This window comes from Longimonas haloalkaliphila, assembly GCF_055379825.1.
In genome coordinates this window covers 1855957-1879615 of sequence record NZ_AP043948.1, presented here as the reverse complement: position 1 = coordinate 1879615, position 23659 = coordinate 1855957, and the positions used below count along the sequence as shown (strand labels likewise).

Sequence of the window (23659 nt, the reverse complement as noted above, 5' to 3'; positions counted from 1 at the left end):
CTTTGCCCTACGTCCCTATGTTTGACGGACGCGGCTTCTCCACCTGGCCCTTGGCTACGCTGGGGGCCGCTCTAATGGCCTCCTTCTTTCTGCTCATCATGACGCTTATGGAGGCTGCCCTTGGCAACCCGGCGCAGATTACACGGGCTGGCATCAGCGTTACCGCTGCTGCGTTTTTCGGCTACCTGGGCGTGGTCTTCTACCTGTGGCATACCGATGACGAATCGGACCGGCAGGTGTAGGACCGGCAGGTGTAGGGCTGAAGAATTGAGTGTACTGGAAGACAGCGTGTCGCACGGTCAAAACAAAGCCGCTGTGCTCATAGACAGAGCACAGCAGCTTTTGTGGTGTTACGTGGTTCTCCCGAATCAGCACACATGTACCGTGCACACGCTTTCGGTACCGGGTTGCTGCTGACCTACTCCAGTTCGCCCGTCCGGCTCACGAGAGTCCATCCGCGGGCCCAATTTTCGCTTCCGAACGCACCGTAGAAGTCAACGGGCACGTAGGTGCCATTCACTCCATCCGTGTCGAACTTGGTTGGCGCTTCTGGAGGAGCCTCCAAGGCCACACCTGCAGCTAACGGATTGAAAGAGGTGGTGCCGCTTCCATCCCGTGCGATACTCGTGATCGGCGATGCGGTGAGCAGTTGATTGTTATTCTCCCGAAGGTAATCGGCAAAGAGGCCCCGGAAGTCCTGCCCGCTCTGTTCGTCTGTCAACTGGATGATATCCTCAAATACCGTTGCCTCCGGATCGTAGTCCGGTCCGATGTTCCACCAGAGGTTGTTCTCGTATCGGAGCTCACCATCTTCCCACTGCTGCCGGCTGTCTTCATTGCCGGCTCCCAGATCTTCAATCTGGATGCCGGCACCGAGTCGCGAGTCCATAAAGATGGAATTGAAGTAGGAATTGGCGTTGTTATCGCGGTGGATGATGAACGGATCACCGCCGTCGCCCGCGACATTCGCATCTGCAAATTCGGGACCGATGCCGATGTAGGTCGCATTGGCGATGCGTGCATCGGCCAACGGACGCCCGTCTTCCGGGTCGGTGCCACCGTCTTGCTCAGCGATGCGCCCCGTTTCGTCTGCGGGCTGCACGGCGAGCCAGAACTGGTTGTTGCCCCGGTAGCCTTCATCCGTGTCAAACAAGTCATCCGACGCCCAGACAGCAATGAGATACCGGCTGTTGACTGTACCGCCAAACCACTCAAATCCGTCGTCATCACTGGCATAGGATTCGACGTATTCAAGCGTGGTTCCATTGCCCACGCCTCCAAGCGTGAGTCCCTGAATTTCGTCGCCATTGGCCAGTTGGCTGCCCGTGTGGCGAATGGAGACAAACCGGAAGATGCCGCTGTTGTCGTTGTCGTCGTCTCCACCGTAGAGCGTGCGTTCGCTGCCAGGCACACCTTCGATATTGGTTTCGCCCGGCTGCGAATTGAGTCCAGCACGCCCAAGCATAATGACTCCGCCCCACAGGCCTCGCGTGTCGGGCCCCAGACCAATATCTTCGCTCGGATCCATGCCCGGTTCGACCGGATCGGCATCAGCAGTAAAGATGATGGGGTTGGCATCATCCGGGTTATCACTACCCGGGTTACCATCGGCAAAGATCTGAGCCCCCCGTGTAACGATAAGTGCGGCTGCGTTCTCCCCAGATCCCGGCAGCCCTTTAATAACCGTGCCTGGTTCTATGTTGAGCGTTTGGCCTTCCAACACGAAGACAAAATTATCCAGCTTGTATACGAAGTCGCTGGTCCACATAACCTCGTTGACCTCGTTTCCATCCTCGTCAATGTAGCCAATGCCGAGATCGTCTTCGTCGTCTGACACGACGATCTCGGTACCCGTTGTGTCGTAGGTAGCTACCGTAAAGTCTTCGCCACCCCCTCCATTTCCGGGCGGTGGTGTTACGACACCTCCGTTGTCGTCGTCGCAGCCAACGAGCACGAGGGCGGGCAGCATGAAAAAGATGGTCAGTGCTTTTAGCGCAGCAGCGCTCCACCCTGTCGGGGCGGGCTGCTCATTTGCAGGTAGAACGGTCATAAATGTAGCAGTCGCTATGCGTTGTATGAGCGTAAAAAGGGCAGCATGATTTTATTTTGGTAACATGCTGTCTTGAACTACCGAAGGGACGCACCTGTCGGGTGCGTCCCTTCGACTAAAACGTGCAATGCGTTACTGCACGTGTTGTAAGGGGCCTCTACAGTTCGTAGGAAAACCCTACAGAGACAGTGCGCCCCAATGGATTGCGATCGTTGATGAAGGATTCGTTCTGGAATGCCTGCGCGGTCATATAGTCGGCGTTCAAGAGATTCTTGACCGAGGCCTTGAGCGTAACGTTACTCATAAGCTGCTGCGAAGCAGTTACATCGATCGTGCTACGAGCCTGCTCAAATATGTCAAGCCCGTTCCGCGTAACAATGTCGAGCCGGTCGCCGAAACGGTTGTAAAAGATGTTGGCTCATGTTAAGTCTGTGATGAAGCTTACAGTCCACACATCCGCTGTAGGATATCAGGACTCACATGGTCGTGGTTGAAGGCTAACTCAAACATCGCGACATACCCGGATAGGTAGTCTTTGTGTACGCCTCGAAACAGCCGCAGTCGGTTCCGTAAGCCGGTCCAGATGCCTTCGATCGTATTCACGTGCACCTCCCGAATTCCATCTCCATCCCGGTCGGCCGCCCAACCGGTGGAGTGGTTGATCGCCATCCGTTCTCGCGGTTCCTCCTCATCTTCAAGCCATAGGTACGAACGATTTTCATCGGTGTAAATGAGCGCCTCTTCACCAGTTTCTTCAGTAACGACCTCCTGGAGCGTTGCGGTTGTTGTGTCGGGGCAGACTTGGAAGCGGGCCGATCCAGTCTCACGACCGACCAGCCCGACAATCGGTACGCAGTCATTGGCATACGTTCCTCGTCCGCGCTGCTTGTTCGCTCGCTGTCGCGGGGGATCATTGGGATCGCGATGCGGATCTCCTTTTTTCCCCCGCATGTTGATACATCTCATCGACTTCAACTTCCTGATCCGAGGGTTCAGCCCCCTCTTCTGAATCCTCTTCTGGCCCTTCTGGACGATTTTCAGGAAGCCCTTGAGGACGTCTTTCAGGAAGCCCGACGCGTTCTCCGTTCTGAACCGCCTCTTGAATCCGGTGACGTCGCTTCAGCACGGACGGGTAGGCCAAATCCATCTCATCGGTCAACCATTTGGTCGGAATGCCCTTTGCAAATCCTCGAAGAAGCATCACAATGGTAGCGCAGTCGTACTGGGTCTTTGACCAGACCGTACCGGTGAAAATGTTGAACACCGACCCACATTCTCGGCACCGGTAGTCCAACACCGGGGCCCGACGGCGATCGTGGGGAGCCTGGTCGTCAGGCAGGGCATGTCCGTTCGGACAGGACAGGCCCTCCGGGTGAAGCGACCGCTTCAGATACTGATAACACTCGTCCTCGCTCAGAAGCTCATCAATCGGGAAGCCAATCATTGCAGCGGGCAAAGCGCTTGTTCTTGGAAACACATCGATGGAAACACATCGATGAAAACACATCGATGAAAACACATCGATGAAAACACGTTGGCTATAGCCTTGCAAAAATCTAAGCCAAAATTGTTCAGCCGCGAGCTAACATGAGCCAAGATGTTAATACCCGTGCCACTGTCGGGACTTTCGTATCCGGCATTCACGTTCACGATGTAAGGCGACTGCCCCTGCAGCGCACGTGTCGTACTCGGATTGTCGTCAAACGCTCGTATAGCCTCCAGTTCGTCTTCACTTCGGCTTACCTCCGACTGAATCAGTGTAACGTTGACCCCCACCTGCACGTGGCGCAAGAGGCGAGAGAGCTGGTCAAGTCGTTTGCGGAATTCAAACTCAGCACCGTAGACCTCTGCACTCTCCTTGTTCACGTAGTTGATTACCACGTCGGATCCTGCAGCCCGGGTGTCGATGGTGCGCTCGATTGGGTTTTGAAACGACTTGTGAAAAATACCTGCTGAAAGCAGCTCGCCACGGCGCACAAACCACTCCCAACGAAGGTCAAAGTTATCTACTAAGGTCCGCGTAAGCTGTGGATTGCCAATCTCGATGTAGTCAGCGATAAAGTTGAAAGACGTGAACGGAGCGAACTCGCGGAAGGAGGGTCGCGCCAGCGTGCGCCCATATGCGACACGCAGATTCATATCGCGTTGCGCCGACCAGTTTACATTTGCGGAAGGCAGTATATCGGTCTCTTGGAAGCGGCCTGCGCTGCTGCCATCCACGGTTTCAACAGACATATCGGTATGCTCTACACGTGCGCCCCCAACAAACTCCAGCGAGGGGACGCCCGGCACAGGGACTTCGGCCATTGCAAAGCCTGCCCAGATGTCTTGTTCACCGTTGTAGTTGCTGGAGGGCTGGGTACGGTCAAGGATATACGTCCCAAAGCGGTTGCGCCCCCGCGAGTCTGTACCCGTGCGGCCAGCCTGCTCGTTAATATAGCGATTTGGGTCGCCCTCATAGGTCGTCTGATCGTCGAGGTGTTCGAATCGGCGCTCCCGAAAGGTGCGCGAGCGCTGACGCAGACTTCCACCGGCCTTCAGCAAGACCGTGCCGACCGTTCGCTCGGCCGACAGACGTCCTGAAATATCTTGTTCTGAGAGATCACGAAAGTAACGTGTAGGCGCCTGGTAGATCGACCGAGAGATGCCGTACGTCGTGTCGGCACCGGCACCTCGTGTTGAAAACTGGTTCGCAAAGAGCCGGTAATCTGGCTCATCGCGGCTCGTCTCCGAAAACGATGATGCCCACTGCACACGCAGCCCACCACTACCCTCCTCCAGTTGATGAGTCCCTTTCAGCTCTCCGGAAAGAACCGACCGATCAACCGTTCGCAGCGCCCGCGTCTGGAAGACCTGATCGCCGCTCAGGTCACGCGGCAGCGCGCCCGTGCTCAACTGCGCCTCCTCTTCCAGGCTCTCCGTGTACATGACTCGCGCTCCAATCTCGTGGCGAGGGGTGATCTGAAAAGAGACGCCGACCAGTCCTCCCAGAAGGGTCTCTTCACGTCCTTTCTCGGTTAAAAAATCTGCTGATGGAACGAGTGTCTCCGAAGATAGCCCCACCTGGTTGAAACGCGTGGTGGTGCCATTGGAGAAGCCTGAGAACGACTGGTCGTAAGACAGCGACGCGATGATCCCCAGCGCTCGCCCTCCAAGTACGCTGAACTGATTGCCTACAGCGAGCTCCGCACTTCGGCTAACGGTAATTGTCTCTTCCGTTGGTGCAATCGGGGTTGAAAATGCCTGTGTGGCTGCTTCGAGTTGCTGCGCACGGCTGTCGTCATTGAATACCTGCGCGATGTTATCGGGCAGTCCGCTGTTTGCTTCTACCGGTATGGCACTGAGCCCACCTACCGGCCGTATCACACGTCCCCCAATCCCTACCTCGGTGTCAAAAGAGGACGATACCGAGGCGTTGAAGAAAAAGCTCTCGGGAAGGGCCCGCGTTGATATGTCGATGGAGCCGCCCGTGAAGTTTCCGGGGCGATCCGGTGTGAAGGTCTTTGTAGCGACGATATTGTCGATCAGATTGGCAGGGAAGAGATCAAAAGCCACACTGTTTCCATCTGGATCAGAGCTTGGCAGGTCGGTGCCGTTGAGCTGCGCGTTTACGTAGCGCCCTTGCAGCCCCCGCATGGTTACGTACTTGCCTTCGAGCACCGACGCGCCCGTCACCTTGCTCATGGCATCGGCGGCGTTGCCTGCGCCGGAGCGGCCAATGGCCTCCGCACTAATGGCATCGCTGACTCCGGTGGCCCGCTGCCGCTGGCGCAGCAGTCCGGCTTCCGAGTCACGAGCGGCCTGTGCTGAGACAATTACCTCGCTGAGTTCACGGGTTTCGGAGGTGAGGTCCATCTCCAGTCGCGTGGTCTCTCCAGCCTCCACCGTAACCCCTTCAACCGTCTTGGCCTGGTATCCGGTGTACGAGAAGCGCACGTCGTACTCACCCGGCTCCAGATTGGTGAGGCGATAGCGCCCTTCCAGATCGGTGGCCGCGCCCTGCGTGGTCCCTACAATAGCTACCGTAGCACCGATGAGCGGATCGCCCTGCTCCGAATCCACCACCAGACCGGCAATCGTACCGGTTTGGGCTTGCGTGATCGATCCGATGCCGCAGAGAAATAGAAGCGCGAGCGTTGTGGCGAGGTAGCGCACAGTGTGCGGGAGCCTGGTCATGCAGATAGTGAGCACATCATTGAGCCCTTTCTTTGACTCGCTGTAATGCACCGCACAACCTACCCGTGAGTTTTTACCTCAAGATTACCCCATTATAGTGCTTCTGTTATGATCGTCCTGCCACGCGCTCCGTGTGACGATCCCGATGCGCTATGCGGCTTCATGGGCCCAACTGGTAGCACACTGCTTGCTCTTTGCGTTTCCGAATCATGCCTGCCCATTCCCTAAAATGCTGTCTCGTGGCCGCCGTCGTGTTTGGTGCCCTACTGCTAAGCACCGTCCCCCCTGCTTTTGCAGATGATTCTCTTGGGCCCGCCCCACGCGTCGTGGCCGATACCACAAACATCCCGCATCCCTCCAATGACAGCGACCACGAATGTGCCGATAATCTGGCGGGATGCGCGGTCGGCGCGGCACTCTACGCCCTATTTGCCCCCGCCTTCAACGCGCTTTTATCGGATGCAAGAATTGCGGGCACAGGCGGTCCGGCATCAGCGCTGAGCCTGCGGGCCGGGCGCACGATCCGCTACGATTCAGGTACTGGTATAGCCCTTTATCCTTATACGGCATTAGGCATTCGGTCGCAGCAGGTAGCGCCCGTTTCCCCGCAACCCCGCAGCGAAAAAATCTTTCCGGAGGCAGTGGTCGGTCTGCGCTCGCCTGTACACACCTGGACATCCGGCGGGGCAGATTGGCTAAAGCGGGTCCATCTTTCTGCAGAAACACGATGGCTGCATCGCGGCAGCACCCACGACCAGTTGTGGATTGAAGCGGCTCCGGGACTCATGACGACCAGCGGCTCGTCATCTACCCACCTGGTGCTGGCGCCCACACTGGCAGTCGGCATCGCCGGCCCCGAACGCGGCACTGTGCAGCCGGGATTGAGTCTGGGTGTGCACTGGTAGAAGGGAAAGTTGGACGCGCTATCCGTCGAGTGCCTCTGTATCATAGCCCAGCTTGGTGAGCACGGCATCCTCAGTCACGTAGTAAATATACCCATCACGAACGTAGAAAGCGGATCCTGGCGCTCCCAAGTCGATCGTGCCAACAAGATCGCCGCTTGGATTCAGCACGAACACCATCTGTTTCAGTTCGTCGGTCACGGATCCACCTTTCACAAAAACGTGCCCGTTGTCAACAGCCAGGCCACCGATGACGCTGCCCGACGGTATTTCTGACTCCCGAGATCCTGCCGTTTCCACCTCGATTTCTGGCTCTTCTTCAATTGGAAGTTCGACGGTAATGTGCGACTCGGAGCTGGACGACGTATTTATAACTTCAATCACGTTGCGAAATGAGTAGGCAAACACGGCAACATCCCCGTGGCTACGTAGCACACCAATGTTTCTCCATAGACTACCTAATTCTTCTTGGTCTTTTAGCTCAAGGAACGGAGTGAACTCTTGTGTATCTTCGTCAAGCACACGCAGTCTGGTTGATACATACGTTTCTCCTTGCTCCCTGTCTACTTCCATCTCCATGACAGGAAAAATGGTTTTGCCGTTTGCAAAAGAAAAGTTGAGACTACCAATGTTTTGGGGGATGTCTATTGTCTTAAGAAATGACAGGTCTTCATCAAATACCGACATAGTACGTGTACGTGTTGCTTCTCCCACGTACAGCTTATTGTCATGATGCTCAACAAATCGAGGGCCATATTCAAACTCACCGGGTCCCTGGCCCTGTGTGCCTACCATGTTGACCAGTTCCCCTTCGCTGCTAAAGGCCATTAGCTTATAGAGGTTGGGAGCCGTCAGGTATATCGTGCCGTCTCCGTTAACAGTGAGCGCACCGACCTCAGCCACTTCGCTACTTATGTCTTTTTGGAATACACTTACAGCTTCTATATTTTCTATATTCTTTGCCTCTCTTCTCTCGTCCTCTGAGCTTTCACATCCCGGTGCAATCGTGAAGACTACTAATATCAAGACCAGTTGTATGCATTTTTTCATTATGTGCTATTAAATTGGTTAGACTGACGGCAAAAAAACGGGCCAGGGGAACAAAGAAACTGCAATATAAAAAGCAACGATAAATCTCGTGACAGGGGTGTTTCCAAATTTGCATTATTACGAAATGAGAGGATATACTAAATCACTGTAGCCTTGCTCTATGCAGAAGTGCAAGAATGACTACGACCTCTCTATGAGGCAAGCTCTATCGATATGAGTGATGCTTCGATACACAAGAGATTGTATTTACAGTATGCCCATTTTTAGGCAAAAAAAAAGATTACCATGTAACAGATGTGCAACTGGCCCTAAAAGCGCCCACGCGTCTGCTTCGCGTCCTCTTCAGGGACTTTGGAGTTGTCTTGGTAAACAATCGTGGATGTGATCTCTTCCTCGTCTTCGCTTCGCCTCTTTCGGAGACGTCCGCGCCAGGGGCGTTTCCAGTCTCCGGCTACTGGTTCGTCTTCCTCCACCACGTAGCATTGAACTACGCCCCCTGTACCGAATGCTTTCGGCATCGCTCGCATCTCCATTAGGTGAAAAAGTCTCCTCTACGCCGCCACCACATCCCGGTCAGCAATGTGGTCCATTACCTTTTCGGCATGGAAGCGGCCGTTCTCAATAAACCAGCGGCTCGTGTCGCAGCCGCCGCAGATGGTGCCCGCCAGGTAGAGCCCCTCGCGATTCGTCTCGAAGGTTTCGCCTGCCTCGTCGTGCACCGGCGTGCGGGCTTCGTCGTTGCGGATTGCCACGCCCATCGTCTCCAGCAGCGCATAGTTCGGCTTGTAGCCAATCAACGGCAGCACAAAGTCGTTGGCGATGGTCACCGGCCCCTCGGGCGTGTCCATCTCGACCGCGTCGTCGGTGATGGCCGTCACCTCACTCTCAAAGTACGCCGTGATCGAGCCTTCCTTGATGCGATTCTCCAGATCGGGCTTAATCCAGTACTTCACGCCGTCGTCAATGGCGTCGTCGCGGATGATCATCGTCACGTTCGCGTCGGTGCGGTGGCAGGCCAGCGCGGCCTTGGCAGCGGAGTTGCCGCCCCCCACAATCGCTACGTCTTGGAGCGCATACGGGTACGGCTCCTTGAAGTAGTGACTCACCTTGCTCAGCTCCTCACCCGGCACGCCCAGCCGGTTCGGGATGTCGTAAAATCCGGTGGCCACCACCACGTTGCGGGTCCGGTGCGTCCCTTTCTCGGTAACCACCGTGTAGTCCTGTGGCGTTCCTTCCAGTCCGGTCACCCGCTCGTAGAGGCGAATGTCCAGCTCCTCAGCTACTGCCACGCGGCGGTAATAGTCCAGCGCATCCTCGCGGCGGGGCTTGTAGTCGCGCGTCGAGAACGGGTAGCCGCCAATCTCAAGCGGACGCGGCGTCGAGAAGAACTCCATGCGCGTGGGGTAGCCGATAAACGAGTTGCAGAGCGCCCCCTTGTCGATGATCCGCGCCGAAAGACCGCGGCGCTGGGCCTCAATGCCGCACGCGAGTCCGACCGGACCCGCTCCAATGATGATGACGTCGTGCATAACGAGGTGGGCTGGTTGGTTTGCGAGGGAGTACTACGTGCACCTACAAGATTGAAGGCGCAGGGTGAGCATGCAGTTTCAAGGCCACCTGAGGCGTTGCGAGCCTGGCACATCCGTGCGCATCCCTTAAAAATATGTGTCAACACACGGAACGCAATCTTCGTTCTGGTTTCAGGGGGATGCGGGGCGCTGTAAGATTGTTGAAACAGCGATACGAACAGGGCACTTCTCAGGCCATGCGGGGTAGGTTGCCATGATTCGCACACTGATCTTCTTGACCAACACCCATCGCCCATGAAACTGCTCTCGACCTACGACCTCGGGCCGCTTACGCTGCCGAACCGCGTGATCATGGCGCCCATGACGCGCAACCGCGCCGCCGGTGATTCGGGCACAGTGCCCACCGATATGATGGCGACCTACTACACGCAGCGCGCCTCGGCAGGGCTCATCATCACCGAAGCCACGCAGGTCACGCCGCGAGGGCAGGGCTACCCGAACACGCCGGGCATCCACAGCGAGGAACAGATTGCAGCCTGGCGGCGCATCACCGACGCGGTGCACGAGTCCGACGGGCGTATCTTCAGTCAGCTGTGGCATGTAGGCCGCATCTCGCACGGGTCGTACCACGACGGCGCCAAGCCGGTAGCCCCCTCGGCCATTGCCGCCGATGGCGAGGCGATGACCGCATCGTTCGAGATGGAGCCGTTTCCGACGCCGCACGCGCTTTCGACGGATGAGGTGCGTGAGGTCGTGGAGCAGTTTCGGCACGGCGCCGCCTCGGCCAAGGAAGCGGGCTTCGACGGGGTGGAGATCCACGCCGCCAATGGCTACCTGATCGACCAGTTCATTCAGAGCGGCACCAACAGGCGCACCGACCGCTACGGCGGCGCGCTCGACGACCGCCTGCGTTTCTTGCGCGAGGTGGTAGAGGCGGTCTTGCAGGTGTGGGATGCTGACCGCGTGGGCGTGCGCCTTTCGCCCGGGGGCTCCTTCAACGACATGCACGACGATGATCCGGTGCAGACCTTTGGCCGCGCGGGCGAAGTGCTGAGCGAGTACGACCTGACGTACCTGCACACCGTCGAGAACGAGTTCGCCACTGGCGAGACCGCCTCGTCGCTCATGCGCCAGGCCTACGACGGTACCCACATCGTCTGCGGCGGCTACGAGCGCGATTCTGGCGAAGAAGCCCTGCAAGCCGACCGCGCCGACCTGATCGCGTATGCCCGCCTCTTTCTGTCGAATCCGGATCTGCCCGAGCGCTTCGCCCGGAACGCGCCCCTCAACGAATGGGACGAGAGCACCTTCTACGGCGGCGATGCCGAAGGCTACATCGACTACCCGACGCTGGAGGAAGCCGAGGAGCAGGAAGCCGCGGCGTAATGCGCCCTGGTTGACCTCAACGGCACAACCTGAACAAGAGCACACACCAGAGCACACGCCTCGATCCATGCAGGGTCGGGGCGTTTTCTTGTGTGGGCGCGTGTGGCGGTGACGTGCGCTGGGAAATCGACCCCGGGACTCCATACGAGACGTCCCGCGTACGTGTTTAGCGACATACCATAGATCGCCGGGGACGCAAGCGGTCCCCGGCTATGGATTTTGCTCACATTGCGCCGTTCTGTAGCCCGGGATCAGGAGCGAAGCGGATATCCCGGGCGCACTTGCAGCGCAAGGCGTTACAACAGGGCGTTACGAAGTGCATCTCATCGTGTCTTGCTTCAACAACCCTATTCATGAGATGCCACTTCTTATGCCCTACACGCGATTATACTATCATATCGTAACAGCTACATATCAGCGTTTCCCGCTCATTACAACTCGTGTAGAACCCTTGTTGTATGCGGCGCTGCGGGCGAAGACCAAGTCAGTAAGCGGACGTCTGGTCGGCATTGGTGGCATTGCAGACCATGTCCATCTGATCGTTGGTCTCCCTCCCACACTATCAATAACTCAGTTCATGCTGGCAGCAAAGAGTGGAAGTTGCTACCGCGTACGTCAGGAAATAGGACAGGATGCCTTCCGATGGCAGTCGGGATACGGCGCGTTTACGGTTTCCCCACGCCACATGGATCCCCTCCTGGGTTACGTAGCCTGCCAGAAAGAGCGCCATGCTACCAATCGCTTGTGGGGCCGCTGCGAAGCAATATCGGAGCCGTGATGTTAGCGGAGCTGCCAGGGACGCAAGCGGTCCCCGGCTATGGATTTTGCTCACATTGCGCCGTTCTGTAGCCCGGGATCAGGAGCGAAGCGGATATCCCGGGCGGTCATTGTACCACGCTAAATAGGTACCGTCCCGGCGGGACGTCTCTACGGACGAATTATACGAGACGATCGTGCAGCCCGCAGTTTGATTTTGAGTGGAGACAGATCGTACGCCCGCCCCATGCATTAACATCTACACGCAGTTTATTTCCGTACAAATGCTGCTTATGCAGATGCCATCCACGAACCCGCCTGAATCCACTACGCGCCATGACGACAGAGCACCCGAGGTCGATGTCGCAATCGTTGGAACGGGCTTTGCCGGGCTCGGCGCGGCCATTCGGCTCATGCAGGAAGGCATGACCGATCTTGTCGTGTTTGAGCGCGCGGACGAGGTCGGCGGCGTCTGGCGAGAGAACCACTATCCGGGCTGTGCCTGCGACACCGCTTCGCACCTCTACTCGTTTTCCTTTGCGCCGAAGGCCGACTGGAGCCGGCGCTTCGCCGGGCGCGACGAGATCTTCGATTACCTGAAAACGTGCGCGACGCAGTTCGGCGTGCGCCCGCACATCCGGTTTGGGCATGCGGTGCGCAGCGCGGCGTGGGACGAAGACGCGCTGCGCTGGCGCATCGAGACGTCGCAGGGCGCCTACACGGCACGGACGCTCATTTGCGGCCTTGGCGCCCATTCGCAGCCCCGCATTCCCAACCTGCCGGGACAAGAGCGCTTCGAAGGCGAGGCGTTTCACTCATCCAACTGGCCTGAGGGCTTCGACCCGTCCGGGCGCCGCGTCGCTGTCGTTGGAACGGGCGCTTCGGCCGTGCAGCTCGTACCGGCGCTGCAGCCCCACGTTGAACACCTGACGCTCTTTCAGCGCACGCCGGCGTGGGTCGTCCCGCACGGCGACCGAGAGATTTCCGCGGCGGTCCACGACCTGTTTCGTCGCGTGCCGGTACTGATGCGGATTTGGCGCGCCGCGTTACACCTCCTCCGCGAAGCCTCCGGCTGGCTCTTCTGGGACCAGCGCGTTGCCCGCCTGGCCGAGCCGTTCGTGCGGTACTGGATGCGGAGCCAGGTCCCGGATTCCGACCTGCGCGAAGCGCTGATCCCCGGCTACCGGCTCGGCTGCAAGCGCATCCTGCACTCCGACACCTACCTCGCTGCCCTGTCCGAACCGAACGTCACCGTTGTCGACGGCGCCGCGCGCGAGGTGCATCCCAGAGGTGTGTCTGGACCGGTGGGGCCGCACGACGCCGACGTGATCGTCTACTGCACCGGGTTTCAGTCGACGACGATGCCGTTCAGCCGTAGCATCTACGGCCGGGAGGGGCAGGTGCTGGCGGAGACCTGGGGCGGCTCGCCGCGGGCGCACCTGGGTACGACCGTGGCGGGGTATCCGAACCTGTTCCTGCTGCGCGGCCCGAACACCGGGCTTGGCCACAACTCCATTCTGCCGATGATCGAGGCGCAGATCGAGCACATCCTCGGAGCAGTGCGGTACATGAATGCGACAGGAACCGCCGCCGTGGAGCCCCGCGCTGCCGCGCAGGCCCGCTTCGTGCGCCAGGTCGACCGCTGGTCGGAGGGCACCGTCTGGACCGACGGCGGGTGCCGCAGCTGGTACCTCGACGCCTCCGGCCGCAACGCCGTGCTGTGGCCCCGCTCCGTCGCCGCCTTCCGCCGCCGCGTCACCGATTTTGATCCGTCGGAGTATGCCACAGTACGCTCGTCTACGACAAGCGACACACCAGCCGCCGTGAAATAGCCGATGCGATGGGAGCGCCGCGTGGCTTTCCTCAGGCGAAAGTTAAGTGCGTTCTCTGAGTAGCGCGGTAACCAGTTGAAGACGTGCAGTTCAAGCCAATTCCATCTGTACCGCCTTGTAACAGCCCGTAAAAACGCAGCCGGCTCTTGCACATCCCCTGTGCTGATCCCTATGCTATAGGTCTCTATGATACAGGTCCCTATCCCTGCTCGCTTTTCGCTTCATGAACCCAGCCGCCTGCCTTGACTGAAATCCTTACCCTCCCTCAACTGGAGCGCCATCTGTACGCATCGGCTGATATTTTGCGCGGTAAGATGGATGCCTCCGAGTTCAAGGAGTACATCTTTGGGATGCTCTTCCTGCGCCGCGCGTCCGATGTGTTTGAGGCGGAGTACGAGCGCATCTACCGGTCGTGGATCGACGATGGCGCTCCGCCTGAAAAGGCGCGCAAGTTTGCCGAGAACCCGTCCACCTACGGCTCCACGCTCTTTGTGCCGCCGGGCGCGCGGTGGGCCTGCTTCATCTGGCGAATCAGATCGCTTTCGTTGAGCCAGGCCGCAATCTCCGCCTCGCTCATCGATGTCGGCCGGACGGGCGGCCCGTCTTCATACAGGCCCTTCACGGCCCGAGCGGCTTCGGTGTATCCAAAGAGCCGGCCAACCGGCGCCAGTGCGCCGTGGGCGGACGCAACGACCCATTCGTTGACGGGATGCAACTCCTCGCCCGGTGTGTAGGTGAGCGTGAGGGTCGTCCACCAGATAAGGGTCGTCCACCAGATATAGATGGGGGCGACGAGGAGAAGAGTCAGGCCCAGCGCGTAACGGAGCAATTGCTTCATAGAGCGGAGGTGCGTAGGTACGGGCAAACGAGGTAGAGATGTATAAACGAACGTGCGGGGTAAGAACGTGCTGGAGCATGGGGAGCACGCCGCCCGGGTCATTGTTGCCCGGGTCATTACCAACCAGTGCAGTGGCCGCCGGCCAGCGTGTCCAGTCTCGCGGCTACCGCCTCCCGATCGCGAAGCCCGAGTGTCTCTTCTCCATCTGCACGGTAGGCGGCAGCCAGGGTCCCAGCCATGGCCTGCGTGGCCGGCCGGTTTAGCACGAGCCGGTCATCGGAGGTGACGTCGTAGACCCACGCGATGAGTCCGCTGGGCGGGCGGAACGGCCTGTCCATACGTGCTGTGAAGCTGCCCCAGGCGACCACTTCGTCGTTGCCATCCTCGGTGACGTCGTCTACCCACAGCAGCGGCGCGAGAAGGTCGACCCCGCCTTTCGGAAGGAAGCGCCAGCCCCGGGTGCTAGTCATAAAGCGGAGGCCCCCGCTGGTCGTGGTATCAGAGGGGGCGCCGGCGGCCGGTGCGTTGGAGGGGCGCAGACGCACGGTAACATTCCAGTAGCGTCCGCTTCCGCTTGGGCCCTCCGCAGCTACGGCCACGGAGGTTGCACGGGCCGCGCCGTAGGCCCAGGCATCCTCCGGTGGACGATCCCAGGTCGCATAGGCCTGCTCCCCGGTATGACCAACATACCGATCGCGGGGTACCGGAGCCTCGGTAAAAGGCGGAGTCATCGGGCAATCGTCTACAGCGGCTTCTTCCCATTTTGTAGGAGACGCTTCGGAAAGGTCCGCTTCGGAAAGGCCCGTTTGGGGAAGTGCTGTTGCAAGGGTAGCGCTCAGCGCCTGCAACGGGTTCAACGTGAGTCCAGCGGCTGAGGTGGCAGTCGTTGCCAGGCTGAGCGCGGCCAAGCTGAAGGCCGCCAAGCTGAGAGCAAGTAGAGCCGTAGCAAAGCGATTCCGCACAAAGCATGTCAGATCGTGTCGTGGCATGAGTCGGTTGGGCTATAACGTGCAGAAAAGTATGACATGTAGAAAAGGACGCATTACTGCTACCAGGGTTCATCACGACCCGGCTTCTGCCACCAATCGCTCCAGTAAACGATGCGAGCGTGGCTTTTATGAAACGCAATACCGTAAGTGAGGCGATCGCCCTGGGCTGACGCCGAGTCGGTCCAGGTAACCACGTAGGCCGCCCGCTGATCGGCCTGTTGGTAGGCCGCGGCTGCTTCATCAGGCGCGACATCAAGGGTCAAAAGGAGAAGGCCCACATGGTCGAGAAAAGACCTCGTAAGTGCATAGAAGTCATGTATCTGTTCTTTGGAGACGCCTTGAGGGAAGTGCGCCACGTAAGAATCGATGGTCCATGACGCACGAGTAGACTCGTATTCAGCAGGGTCTGTAGATCCGCCTTCTGCTGGTCCTATGGATGTATCGCATCCTGAAATCGAGAAAACCACCATTAGGCCGAGGAACAAGACGGTCCCCATAAAATGACGTGTAGCGTTCAGCATGGAGCTCTCAAGCTGCTTCTGGCGCAGTGAGATCATCAGCCTAATGCTGGCGCGGGTCATCATCAAGGTGAGACCAACAGCGAGTCCGATAAAGAGGATCTGATCAGCCATGTCGAGGAGGAGTGTAGACTGGAGTACGTTTACACAATGCAAGACAGGTTTCTTTCATAGAAGCACTGCAGGTAAGCTTGTGCATGCACCAAGGTTAGTTAGGACCACTCGCTTTGCTTTACCCTGCCGGACTGGTCTCTGCCTCCGAGTCGGTCTCCGGTAGTTGAGGCGTTTCCTCTGTATTCAAGTCGATCTCTTGCAAGAAGGGAGCACCTCGGTCCTCGTAATAGGCATCAGCGAATGTAGAGAACCCGAAAAAGGCACCTACCATCCAAAGTCCAATGGCTGCACGCCGGTGGTTATCCTTTGCTTTTAGGGTCTCTGTCCAGTGTTTAAGGGTTGTCTCTTTCAGCGAGTCATCTTCGCGCAATTGGTCTCGCACATCGAGATAGAGAATCGCCGCCTCGGGTGGACAGCGATCGAAGTCGAGATCTGCAATCTCTTCCAGCTCCTGAAGAGCTCCTCTCAGTACGTCGTTGTTGACTGCTTCGTAAGGGGTGGCATGACGACCCATATCCCGAAGCTCGGCTCCCGCTTTCTCAAGGGTATCGCGAATCTGTTCTCCGATGGCTTGATCTGCGCCTGATTCCGTATACCACTTGCGCAGGTGCTTCCTCAAGACTTCCAGGTAGTCGAAAAGCGTTCCAATCGGCGTGGAAGGAAATGATGGCTGATCTTGCCGGTCATATCGAATTACCGACTCGAGGAGCGTAGATGGAGGGGAATCGCTCTGTCGCGTGATCTTGACATGGACGGCGCCGAGGATCTCCTCCTGAAGCGGTGCGATCTCGCCTTCATGCATTTCCAGACCAAACATTTCAAGCAGAACATTGCCTCCCGCTTTTTGCTGTTCGCGGAGACGTTCGGTCTCTTTTGCCTTGATCACATCCTCAAATATAGGAGGGGCAAGTTTTACGCCTGCGGGCAACCGAACATTGAGCATACGGGCGCCGCGCTCTGTAATTGGGTACAATCGCTGGATCGCACAAATGTCGAGTGATTGAAAAGCTGCGACCTCCACTCTATCGCTTTCTATTGACTTAAATTGATGTCTTTTCCTGCTATCAACTTCCACAAGAGCAATCAAAACTTGAAAGTCTTCCTCATAATCAGGAAGAGCGTCTTGCAATACAGACTCCCATCCGTCCATTAGGTACACTTCGTCCTCTTCAATACCAGCAGGAATGAGGGTCAACCCTGAATAGGCCTTGTGGCGCCGGTTATACCAGTCGAGGAAGTCGGTATGCGTAACGGGAAGCAGATAATGTTTTGGCATTCAAAGAGAGACAGATAAATAAAAAAGAGCGCGACCAAATCGGTTTTCTGTTTCAACCAGGCAAGCCGACAACACGGGCATACTTTTCAGAACGCGATATCGCTAAATGGATCGTCGTCGTCATCTGGAGCGTCGTCTTCAGGGATGGATACCTCATGCACAGCGTTCTCAGGAAGTTGCTGAATTAGCCGGTGGGGGCGTCCGGTGTAAGTCAGATACAAGTCCCGGCGTGAGCGGGTAAGCGCGACATAAAAAAGCGTACGCGCCCGTTCGGTATCGTTCCTCCAGATTGTCATGTACTCACTGAGGCGAGGAATAAATACAGCCTCGAAGTCAAGCCCTTTCACGCTGTGATACGTCATGATAAAGACGCGCCCGTCGCTCTCGGCCTCACGCAGCCTGCCGTACCCGTTCCCAAGATAGCGGAGTTTGATTCCTTCACGCTGCAGGTGCTGGTTCATCAGACGATAGTCATTTTTCCCATACTGATTCCGTTGAACGCCCCATGTGGACATGCCCTCGTGCTGTAGAACACTATTGGTGAATGATACGATTTCGTCGTGACTTGGAATCAGAATGGCTGAGGGATCCCCTGGTTTACCGAACTGTCGGGCCTTTTCCCACACGTACTTAATCTCTTCGCTATCGGTATCTGCTTGCCCGATGCGCGGCTGAACAGAAGCCATTTTGGTCTGCTTGGCTTCATCAAGGTTCTTCTCGGGGAAGATCTTCTTTGCCAATTCGACGATGTTGGGCGGTAAACGGTGAAGTCGTGTGAGAGGAAATCGCTCTGACTGGGTGATCTCTGCGATGTCATCTGAGGATACGCGATCATCGTAGATTGACTGATCGTCGTCACCAGCAACGATGAGTTGATCGCACTGCGAGCGTATCTGGCGAAGATCGCGCTCGGGCAGGTCCTGCACTTCATCAACGAGGATCAGATCATAGTCGCTGTGATCTTTCCTGAACTGATAATAGGTCTTTACAGGAATAGGACTTACGCAGTTGCCTAATAATTTTTGTAGTTTCAAGTTATCCACGCTTTACAATGCCGATTTAAGGTCTCCCGATGAATCCTCCCAAAGTCGACGACCTCGACTACATCCACTTTCTGATTGCCGCGCAGAAGGAGTTTACCTGCACCGAAGCGTCCCGCTCGTATCCCAAAGGGAAGAATGCTCCGGCGCACGACGCCTTCACCCGCCTGTTGCAGAGACGGCCTCCAGATACGGAGGCGTTGTGGCAGGAAGCGGAGCCGGTCGTGGAAAAAGACGAGGGACTGTTGATCTTCGACGATACGACGTTGGATAAGCCCTACGCCAACAAGATTGAGCATGTTACCTGGCACTGGAGCGGCAAGCACAAGGATGTGGTCAAAGGCATCAATTTACTGACGCTTCTGTGGCGGGGCTCCTCGAATCCGTCGTTGCCTGAGCAGTTGGAAGAGGAGCAGTTGGAAGAAGGGCAGTTGGAGGAAGAAAAGCAGGAGCCCCACGTGCCTTGTGACTTTCGTCTCTACGAGAAAGACGGGAAGACGAAGAACGAGCACTTTCGTGAGATGGCCGCCACCGCCGCTGAACGAGGGTTTGAGCCCAAACACGTCCTGTTCGACAGCTGGTACAGTGGGTTGGACAACCTAAAAACGGTTCGAGATCTGGGATGGACATTTCTCACGCGGCTGAAGAAAAACCGGAAAGTCAATCCCGACGACACCTTCAACCGACAGATTCAGGAGATTACCATTCCCGAAGCGGGACGGACGGTGCACTTGAAGGGATTCGGCTTTGTCAAGGTCTTCCGGACCGTCTCCACAGACGAAGACGCGGAAGATGCCAACGCGGAAGATGCCAACGCGGAAGATGCCAACGCGGAAGATGGGGGCACGCAAAAACTGCAATACTGGGCGACCAACGACTTGGAGATGCCCGAAGCGAAGCGCAAGCAGCTTGCACGCCGCGCCTGGGGCGTAGAGACCTATCACCGCAGGCTCAAGCAATATTGTGGGGCCGAGCGCTCGCAATGCCAGAGCATCCAGGCGCAGCACAATCACATTCAGATGTCGATCCGCGCTTTTTTGCGGCTGGAACTACACCGCGTGGAGACAGCGATCAGCTTCTACGAGTCAAAAACGGCCATCATTCGGGAGGCCATCCGGGCCTATTTGACGGATCCAACTTACATCCTACCCTCAAGTGCGTAACTCCTAACAGGAATATGACCGATCTCGTCGGGGATGCCTGTCTGCACAAGATCGATAAGACTATGCGTGTAAAGAACGACGCAAGCGGTCAGATTGGGGTTGTCATTCTTCGCTTGAATCAACGTTGCGACGATCAGAACCGACTTGCCCGATCCGGCAAATCCGCTAACCCAGTAGTTGCCACCCCCGGTGGCATTATTTAAAAATTGATTCTGATCAGCGTCATACTTATTACGGGGGACCATCCAAGACATAATGCGAACGGGTATCTATGAGAAAAGTGGATTGCTACAGGAGAAAGACGAAGCAGCAGACCATTTACGGCGAGAGTGCATCAGGCGCAAAGCGAGCGGCAAGGCTATCGGTATCATATTCACCGCTCTTTGTATCAGAGACAGAGTCTCGTTCGTCCAATTCAGCCTTGACCTCATCTGCGACTTCATCGTGCCCGAGAATGGTTGCGGCCCGCTTGAGTGATCGTAGCCGGCTGTCACTGAGGTCACGGTACTGCCTTTTGTCTTGGAGAATGTCGAAAGCCCGCTCAATGAGCTCGCGGCTTCGCTCCTCATCTTTGCCTCGAAGGTGCGTTCCCAATGACATCAGCGTTGGCACGTAGCTGCCATTCAGCTCAAGTGACTTCTCCAGATACTCGGCATATGTCTCGCGGTCACGATTCTGATTCCAGGCTGTAACAGCGACATTGCGGGCCGTAACGGCACTTTCATTCCGATCATAGGCTTTTTTAGCCCATTTCAGAGCGAGGTCATTGCGGCCTCCCTGTTCGTACTCGCATGCAATGCTGGTTTCACGTTGGAGGCTCGCATTCATCATCTGGAGTTGCTCCAATATCTCGGCCGCGCGAAGATGGTCTCCTACCTCGCTACACACTTCGGCCAGTTCAAGGAGCTTCTTCATGGTTGTGCGACCACTACGATTTGCCAAGGCAGTGTTAGCAGCACGTTCCGCTTCCAATACGCGTCGCTTTTCAGGCGTCAGGTCGCTGTTGGCGAAGGGGCGCGCGATTTCCGTCCGTACTGTTTGTGAGCCGACGGTTGCTTGCACCTGCAACAGCTTATCACGGCTGAGCTGGAGGTCGAGATGCACCTCCGTTCCACGCTCGAAGCCACTTGCGTCGGGTGCTTTGACCTCCAGGGTGGCCATGATCTTGTTTCGCGTCCCCACACATATAGGAATATGAACGCTTTGCTGTCCGTCACTGCCAACGCGCAAGTCGTCGATCGTTGTCGGTGGTGCTGGAATTTCTGTGCTGGCTGGTACAAGTGTGCGAAGAGTCTCCCCTGCTGCATCGCGGACGATCGCGAAGATGGATTCGCTTATGATCGGTTTGATGAGTGATGTACGCAGGCCATTGACAACGAGTGAGTTAATGGCAGCGCCGGTCGAGACATGCGAACGGAGATCACGCGGCACTTCGACCTCCACGGCCTGTGTGCCGAAGTGGTCGTGTAGAGCGGCTTGTACATAGGGATTCTTCGAGCTCCCGCCCACAAGCAAGACGAGATCTAACTCAAAAGCCTCCAGTCGTGCTTTTTGTATGGCCGACCGGATGGGCTGGAAAATGCTGATAACATCGTCAGTGTCTGAGCTGGCTCCTTCCGGGTCTAAAAAGGGAGCCATGACGCTGTGAAAGTCCGCATATGTTAGCGTGAAGTGGTCGGCTTCCAAGGTCTGACGTGGTAGAGACACCGCCGCGTTGCGCGTTGGGTTAAGCGACTCCTCCGGGTCGGTCGCCAGTTCAGGGAGACGGGTGCCAGGCATCTCGCTGGATACGCGCTTGCACGCGGCAATCTTCAACTGTTCTGCAACACTTTTCAGCGTCGGAACTACACGCTTCTCGACATCAGTCTGCCGCAGGTCACGCGGTGTGATCCCGCTCTGTTCACAGATTTGGTTCAGCAGCACCTCACGCACCAGTTGACGGTCAATGTTGTCCCCACCGAGGACCTCAAAACGCGAGATGGCAAGGTTTTTCGAGTAGAAGCCGTCAGGCCCGTCCCCGACTTCCAGAATGGAGATGTCGCACGTACCTGCCCCAAAGTCGAACACCAGCACCCGCAGCGGCTCAGCGGAGGGGATCTGAAGCGGTTTGGTTTCCCCAAACATGTTGGCTTCCGTGAGGAAGTTTAAGAATGCTGCGTTGGGCTCGTCGATGAAGGCTTGCTCGGGGAGATCGATGCCCGCATCGCGGAGTGCACGCATCAGGTCCTCCCGCTGGTTAGGCTCAAAAGCTGCTGGAATGCTAATTGAGTACTGAATGTCGGTGGGCAGCCCTCTGTCTTCTACGAAGGCTTCAATATGCTCTCGCATGTAGCGCAGAAACACGGCCGCTGCGTGACGGGGCGTCTCGATGGTAGTAACCGGATGGTCGCGTCCTAATTTTGAGTTGTGGTACTGCGGTCCCAGATCGACACCGAGATCCATTTTAAATGAGGACCATACCGAACGCCCTTCCGTCACACGATCCTGGTTTTTAAGTTGCCGTGCACCGGCCCCGATGAGAAGACGTTCGTTGTGCCATGCAATCACTGAGGGAACGAGATGCCGTTCGTAGGAGGCACCGTCGGGGAGCGTCTGTGGTACGGGAATAGGTTCTGCTCGAATGGGCTCTTCTTTATCTCCAGGAACAGCATAGCTGGCTACCGTTGTGGAGGTCCCGAAGTCGATGCCGACAAACGTAGTGTTTTGAAGACGATCTCGGACCAGCTCTTGATCTTGCGTTTGCGGAACCAGCGTGGTGATGTGCAGACTGCGGTTATTCACTAAAGAGCAAAGAAGAGAGGAGTATAGTGTAAACCAATAACGCATCTTACGTTAATAAATTAGGCCGTAACATACAAGTTGCTTATCAAGGGGCTGTGCAGTCGCAAGACATAGAAGGTAGCTGCAGGTGGGGTGCATACAGCCTGATGAATCCCCGGGGGGCGATTTGCGTCTTAACCTGTGCCTACATGGTACTATAATTTCCCTTCTTCCTCCTCTGGCGTTGCTCACATCAATGCATACTGCCTGCTTGAAAGTCTATGTCTGGAAAGTTTATGTCTGCATGTTCGTACTGGGCATGTCAACGCTGTCCTTAGCCTATGGTCAGTCATCAACGGGGACGCCTGCAAGCGAAGCGCACATGCAAGAACTTGCGTCCGGCTTGGAGCGCGGGCTCTTCCCCACGGGGCGCCCTGCAGGCGGGATCGGCGACTCGACGCTGGCTCGTGCTTCGCGTGGATCCGGAGCAGTGGCGTCCCCGCGTACGTACCATTCAGCAGTATGAGGAAGCTGTCACGCCGGCCCTCATCGAGAATCCCCACGAGCGGCGAGCGCCATCGGGCCCGTCGTGGGCCCAGATCTTCGACGTCCCCATCGTGACCAACGCCGGGATGTTTGCCACCGACCATCGGACCCATGTCGGCTACCTGCGCACCCCGCAGGGCGTACATAGCGCTGGTGTCAACCGTTATCAGTCGGTGGCGGCCTTCGGCCCGAAACCAGCGTTCGACCCGAAACCGGGGTCCCCGAGTGGGGAGCCGGTGCCGGCCTTCCGGATCTACGACCGCGACGAAACCCCGCTGCCCGAGATACGCACCCGATACGAGACCGTGATTCAGAACCTGCGCCTCATTAAGCGACCGGGCGAAAACCGGTGGAGCATGCAGGAGAAGCGGTGGAGCGAAATGGCGCTGGCCGAGGACCGGGCCGGCCACCTGGTGCTTGTCTACAGCCGGACCCCGTATCCGATGCACGCCTTCAATGCGATTCTGCTCGACTTGTCCCTGGACATTGTGGCGGCGCAGCATCTGGAAGGCGGCCCCGAAGCCCAGCTCGTCATCCGCTCTACGGATGCGGTGACCCTGCCCGATACCACGTATGCCGGCAGCTACGAAACCGGATTCTACCCAAACGACCAGAACAGAGATGCCTGGTTCATTCCGGTGGTCATGACCTTTGAGCCCCGATGACGCTGCAGTAGGCGGTTCATCCGTTGGGCGTGCACCCGTTAGTGCGTGCTGAATTCGTTAGGGACAAAG

At 57.2% G+C, this 23659-nt stretch carries 22 protein-coding genes and 1 pseudogene; 8 read left to right on the top strand and 15 right to left on the bottom strand.

Annotated features, from left to right (window positions below):
* The first annotated feature begins 2 nt into the window (after positions 1–2).
* Entirely contained in the window at positions 3–242 is a 240-nt protein-coding gene (locus ACZ48V_RS07425) for an ABC transporter permease (RefSeq protein ID WP_464543050.1), read from the top strand.
* A gap of 176 nt (positions 243–418) precedes the next feature.
* On the opposite strand, the gene ACZ48V_RS07420 is transcribed toward ACZ48V_RS07425, so the two are convergent.
* The 5 genes from ACZ48V_RS07420 to ACZ48V_RS07400 form a co-directional block, all read right to left on the bottom strand.
* Entirely contained in the window at positions 419–2050 is a 1632-nt protein-coding gene (locus tag ACZ48V_RS07420) for a hypothetical protein (protein ID WP_464543048.1), read from the bottom strand.
* Between the two features lie 157 nt (positions 2051–2207).
* Positions 2208–2354 carry a hypothetical protein gene (locus ACZ48V_RS07415; RefSeq protein WP_464543046.1) on the bottom strand — a complete coding sequence of 49 codons (147 nt, stop codon included), beginning with the start codon at positions 2352–2354 and terminating at the stop codon, positions 2208–2210.
* 137 nt (positions 2355–2491) lie between these two features.
* Positions 2492–3001, bottom strand: a complete 510-nt coding sequence (locus ACZ48V_RS07410; RefSeq protein WP_464538270.1) for a transposase — start codon at positions 2999–3001, stop codon at positions 2492–2494.
* Positions 2961–3494 carry a transposase gene (locus ACZ48V_RS07405; RefSeq protein WP_464538271.1) on the bottom strand — a complete coding sequence of 178 codons (534 nt, stop codon included), beginning with the start codon at positions 3492–3494 and terminating at the stop codon, positions 2961–2963. Before ACZ48V_RS07405 ends, ACZ48V_RS07410 begins: the two co-directional genes overlap by 41 nt.
* Complete coding sequence (locus tag ACZ48V_RS07400; protein WP_464543044.1) at positions 3491–6205, bottom strand: TonB-dependent receptor; 2715 nt, start codon at positions 6203–6205, stop codon at positions 3491–3493. Before ACZ48V_RS07400 ends, ACZ48V_RS07405 begins: the two co-directional genes overlap by 4 nt.
* A gap of 230 nt (positions 6206–6435) precedes the next feature.
* Between ACZ48V_RS07400 and ACZ48V_RS07395 the strand changes: the two genes are divergently transcribed.
* Positions 6436–7131 carry a hypothetical protein gene (locus ACZ48V_RS07395; RefSeq protein ID WP_464543042.1) on the top strand — a complete coding sequence of 232 codons (696 nt, stop codon included), beginning with the start codon at positions 6436–6438 and terminating at the stop codon, positions 7129–7131.
* Between the two features lie 18 nt (positions 7132–7149).
* Here the strand turns inward: ACZ48V_RS07395 and ACZ48V_RS07390 are convergent, their stop codons facing one another.
* The 3 genes from ACZ48V_RS07390 to ACZ48V_RS07380 form a co-directional block, all read right to left on the bottom strand.
* Positions 7150–8178 (bottom strand): 6-bladed beta-propeller, encoded by a 1029-nt coding sequence (locus ACZ48V_RS07390; RefSeq protein WP_464543041.1) that lies wholly within the window; start codon positions 8176–8178, stop codon positions 7150–7152.
* A gap of 308 nt (positions 8179–8486) precedes the next feature.
* Positions 8487–8696 (bottom strand): hypothetical protein, encoded by a 210-nt coding sequence (locus tag ACZ48V_RS07385; RefSeq protein WP_464543039.1) that lies wholly within the window; start codon positions 8694–8696, stop codon positions 8487–8489.
* A gap of 33 nt (positions 8697–8729) precedes the next feature.
* A complete protein-coding gene (locus ACZ48V_RS07380) occupies positions 8730–9707 on the bottom strand; it encodes a YpdA family putative bacillithiol disulfide reductase (RefSeq protein ID WP_464543037.1) in 978 nt (325 codons plus the stop codon).
* 294 nt (positions 9708–10001) lie between these two features.
* Here ACZ48V_RS07380 and ACZ48V_RS07375 point away from each other — a divergent pair, with 294 nt between their 5' ends.
* The 4 genes and pseudogenes from ACZ48V_RS07375 to ACZ48V_RS07360 form a co-directional block, all read left to right on the top strand.
* Positions 10002–11093 (top strand): alkene reductase, encoded by a 1092-nt coding sequence (locus ACZ48V_RS07375; protein ID WP_464543035.1) that lies wholly within the window; start codon positions 10002–10004, stop codon positions 11091–11093.
* A gap of 358 nt (positions 11094–11451) precedes the next feature.
* Positions 11452–11871, top strand: a complete 420-nt coding sequence (tnpA, locus tag ACZ48V_RS07370; RefSeq protein ID WP_464543033.1) for an IS200/IS605 family transposase — start codon at positions 11452–11454, stop codon at positions 11869–11871.
* A gap of 199 nt (positions 11872–12070) precedes the next feature.
* Positions 12071–13681 (top strand): flavin-containing monooxygenase, encoded by a 1611-nt coding sequence (locus ACZ48V_RS07365; protein WP_464543031.1) that lies wholly within the window; start codon positions 12071–12073, stop codon positions 13679–13681.
* 251 nt (positions 13682–13932) lie between these two features.
* Positions 13933–14193: pseudogene (locus ACZ48V_RS07360) on the top strand (type I restriction-modification system subunit M N-terminal domain-containing protein); the annotation flags it as partial.
* Here the strand turns inward: ACZ48V_RS07360 and ACZ48V_RS07355 are convergent.
* From ACZ48V_RS07355 to ACZ48V_RS07335, 5 genes are all read right to left on the bottom strand, one after another.
* Entirely contained in the window at positions 14154–14519 is a 366-nt protein-coding gene (locus ACZ48V_RS07355) for a hypothetical protein (RefSeq protein WP_464543159.1), read from the bottom strand. The pseudogene ACZ48V_RS07360 and the gene ACZ48V_RS07355 sit on opposite strands and share 40 nt — an antisense overlap.
* A 116-nt stretch (positions 14520–14635) precedes the next feature.
* Positions 14636–15508, bottom strand: a complete 873-nt coding sequence (locus ACZ48V_RS07350; RefSeq protein ID WP_464543029.1) for a hypothetical protein — start codon at positions 15506–15508, stop codon at positions 14636–14638.
* A gap of 59 nt (positions 15509–15567) precedes the next feature.
* Positions 15568–16140: a hypothetical protein gene (locus tag ACZ48V_RS07345; protein WP_464543027.1), complete on the bottom strand. Its 573-nt coding sequence runs from the start codon at positions 16138–16140 to the stop codon at positions 15568–15570.
* A gap of 118 nt (positions 16141–16258) precedes the next feature.
* Positions 16259–17416, bottom strand: coding sequence for a hypothetical protein (locus ACZ48V_RS07340; RefSeq protein WP_464543025.1), 1158 nt, complete (start codon positions 17414–17416; stop codon positions 16259–16261).
* A gap of 86 nt (positions 17417–17502) precedes the next feature.
* On the bottom strand, positions 17503–18450 hold the full coding sequence (locus ACZ48V_RS07335; RefSeq protein WP_464543023.1) for a 3'-5' exonuclease: 948 nt from the start codon (positions 18448–18450) through the stop codon (positions 17503–17505).
* A 38-nt stretch (positions 18451–18488) separates the two neighbouring features.
* On the opposite strand from ACZ48V_RS07335, the gene ACZ48V_RS07330 reads away from it, so the two are divergent.
* Positions 18489–19619 (top strand): transposase, encoded by a 1131-nt coding sequence (locus ACZ48V_RS07330; RefSeq protein WP_464543021.1) that lies wholly within the window; start codon positions 18489–18491, stop codon positions 19617–19619.
* On the opposite strand, the gene ACZ48V_RS07325 is transcribed toward ACZ48V_RS07330, so the two are convergent.
* Together ACZ48V_RS07325 and ACZ48V_RS07320 are read right to left on the bottom strand one after the other, a co-directional pair.
* Entirely contained in the window at positions 19595–19873 is a 279-nt protein-coding gene (locus ACZ48V_RS07325; RefSeq protein ID WP_464543019.1) for a DEAD/DEAH box helicase family protein, read from the bottom strand. The two genes, ACZ48V_RS07330 and ACZ48V_RS07325, sit on opposite strands and share 25 nt — an antisense overlap.
* Before the next feature lie 64 nt (positions 19874–19937).
* The gene (locus tag ACZ48V_RS07320) at positions 19938–22400 is read right to left on the bottom strand and encodes an Hsp70 family protein (RefSeq protein ID WP_464543018.1); all 2463 of its coding nucleotides are present in this window, start codon (positions 22398–22400) and stop codon (positions 19938–19940) included.
* A gap of 320 nt (positions 22401–22720) precedes the next feature.
* Here ACZ48V_RS07320 and ACZ48V_RS07315 point away from each other — a divergent pair, with 320 nt between their 5' ends.
* Positions 22721–23590: a phosphodiester glycosidase family protein gene (locus ACZ48V_RS07315; RefSeq protein ID WP_464543016.1), complete on the top strand. Its 870-nt coding sequence runs from the start codon at positions 22721–22723 to the stop codon at positions 23588–23590.
* Positions 23591–23659: the final 69 nt, after the last annotated feature.

Excerpts from the sequence above, each read along its gene's own strand:
- ACZ48V_RS07395 (WP_464543042.1), top strand. The coding sequence starts at position 6,436 with ATGCCTGCCCATTCCCTAAAATGCTGTCTCGTGGCCGCCGTCGTGTTT.
- ACZ48V_RS07340 (WP_464543025.1), bottom strand. The coding sequence starts at position 17,416 with ATGCCAAAACATTATCTGCTTCCCGTTACGCATACCGACTTCCTCGAC.
- ACZ48V_RS07355 (WP_464543159.1), bottom strand. The coding sequence starts at position 14,519 with ATGAAGCAATTGCTCCGTTACGCGCTGGGCCTGACTCTTCTCCTCGTC.
- tnpA (WP_464543033.1), top strand. The coding sequence starts at position 11,452 with ATGCCACTTCTTATGCCCTACACGCGATTATACTATCATATCGTAACA.
- ACZ48V_RS07330 (WP_464543021.1), top strand. The coding sequence starts at position 18,489 with ATGAATCCTCCCAAAGTCGACGACCTCGACTACATCCACTTTCTGATT.
- ACZ48V_RS07405 (WP_464538271.1), bottom strand. The coding sequence starts at position 3,494 with ATGATTGGCTTCCCGATTGATGAGCTTCTGAGCGAGGACGAGTGTTAT.
- ACZ48V_RS07410 (WP_464538270.1), bottom strand. The coding sequence starts at position 3,001 with ATGCGGGGGAAAAAAGGAGATCCGCATCGCGATCCCAATGATCCCCCG.
- ACZ48V_RS07325 (WP_464543019.1), bottom strand. The coding sequence starts at position 19,873 with ATGTCTTGGATGGTCCCCCGTAATAAGTATGACGCTGATCAGAATCAA.
- ACZ48V_RS07390 (WP_464543041.1), bottom strand. The coding sequence starts at position 8,178 with ATGAAAAAATGCATACAACTGGTCTTGATATTAGTAGTCTTCACGATT.
- ACZ48V_RS07415 (WP_464543046.1), bottom strand. The coding sequence starts at position 2,354 with ATGAGTAACGTTACGCTCAAGGCCTCGGTCAAGAATCTCTTGAACGCC.
- ACZ48V_RS07315 (WP_464543016.1), top strand. The coding sequence starts at position 22,721 with ATGGTCAGTCATCAACGGGGACGCCTGCAAGCGAAGCGCACATGCAAG.
- ACZ48V_RS07350 (WP_464543029.1), bottom strand. The coding sequence starts at position 15,508 with ATGCCACGACACGATCTGACATGCTTTGTGCGGAATCGCTTTGCTACG.
- ACZ48V_RS07385 (WP_464543039.1), bottom strand. The coding sequence starts at position 8,696 with ATGCCGAAAGCATTCGGTACAGGGGGCGTAGTTCAATGCTACGTGGTG.
- ACZ48V_RS07420 (WP_464543048.1), bottom strand. The coding sequence starts at position 2,050 with ATGACCGTTCTACCTGCAAATGAGCAGCCCGCCCCGACAGGGTGGAGC.
- ACZ48V_RS07380 (WP_464543037.1), bottom strand. The coding sequence starts at position 9,707 with ATGCACGACGTCATCATCATTGGAGCGGGTCCGGTCGGACTCGCGTGC.
- ACZ48V_RS07345 (WP_464543027.1), bottom strand. The coding sequence starts at position 16,140 with ATGGCTGATCAGATCCTCTTTATCGGACTCGCTGTTGGTCTCACCTTG.
- ACZ48V_RS07375 (WP_464543035.1), top strand. The coding sequence starts at position 10,002 with ATGAAACTGCTCTCGACCTACGACCTCGGGCCGCTTACGCTGCCGAAC.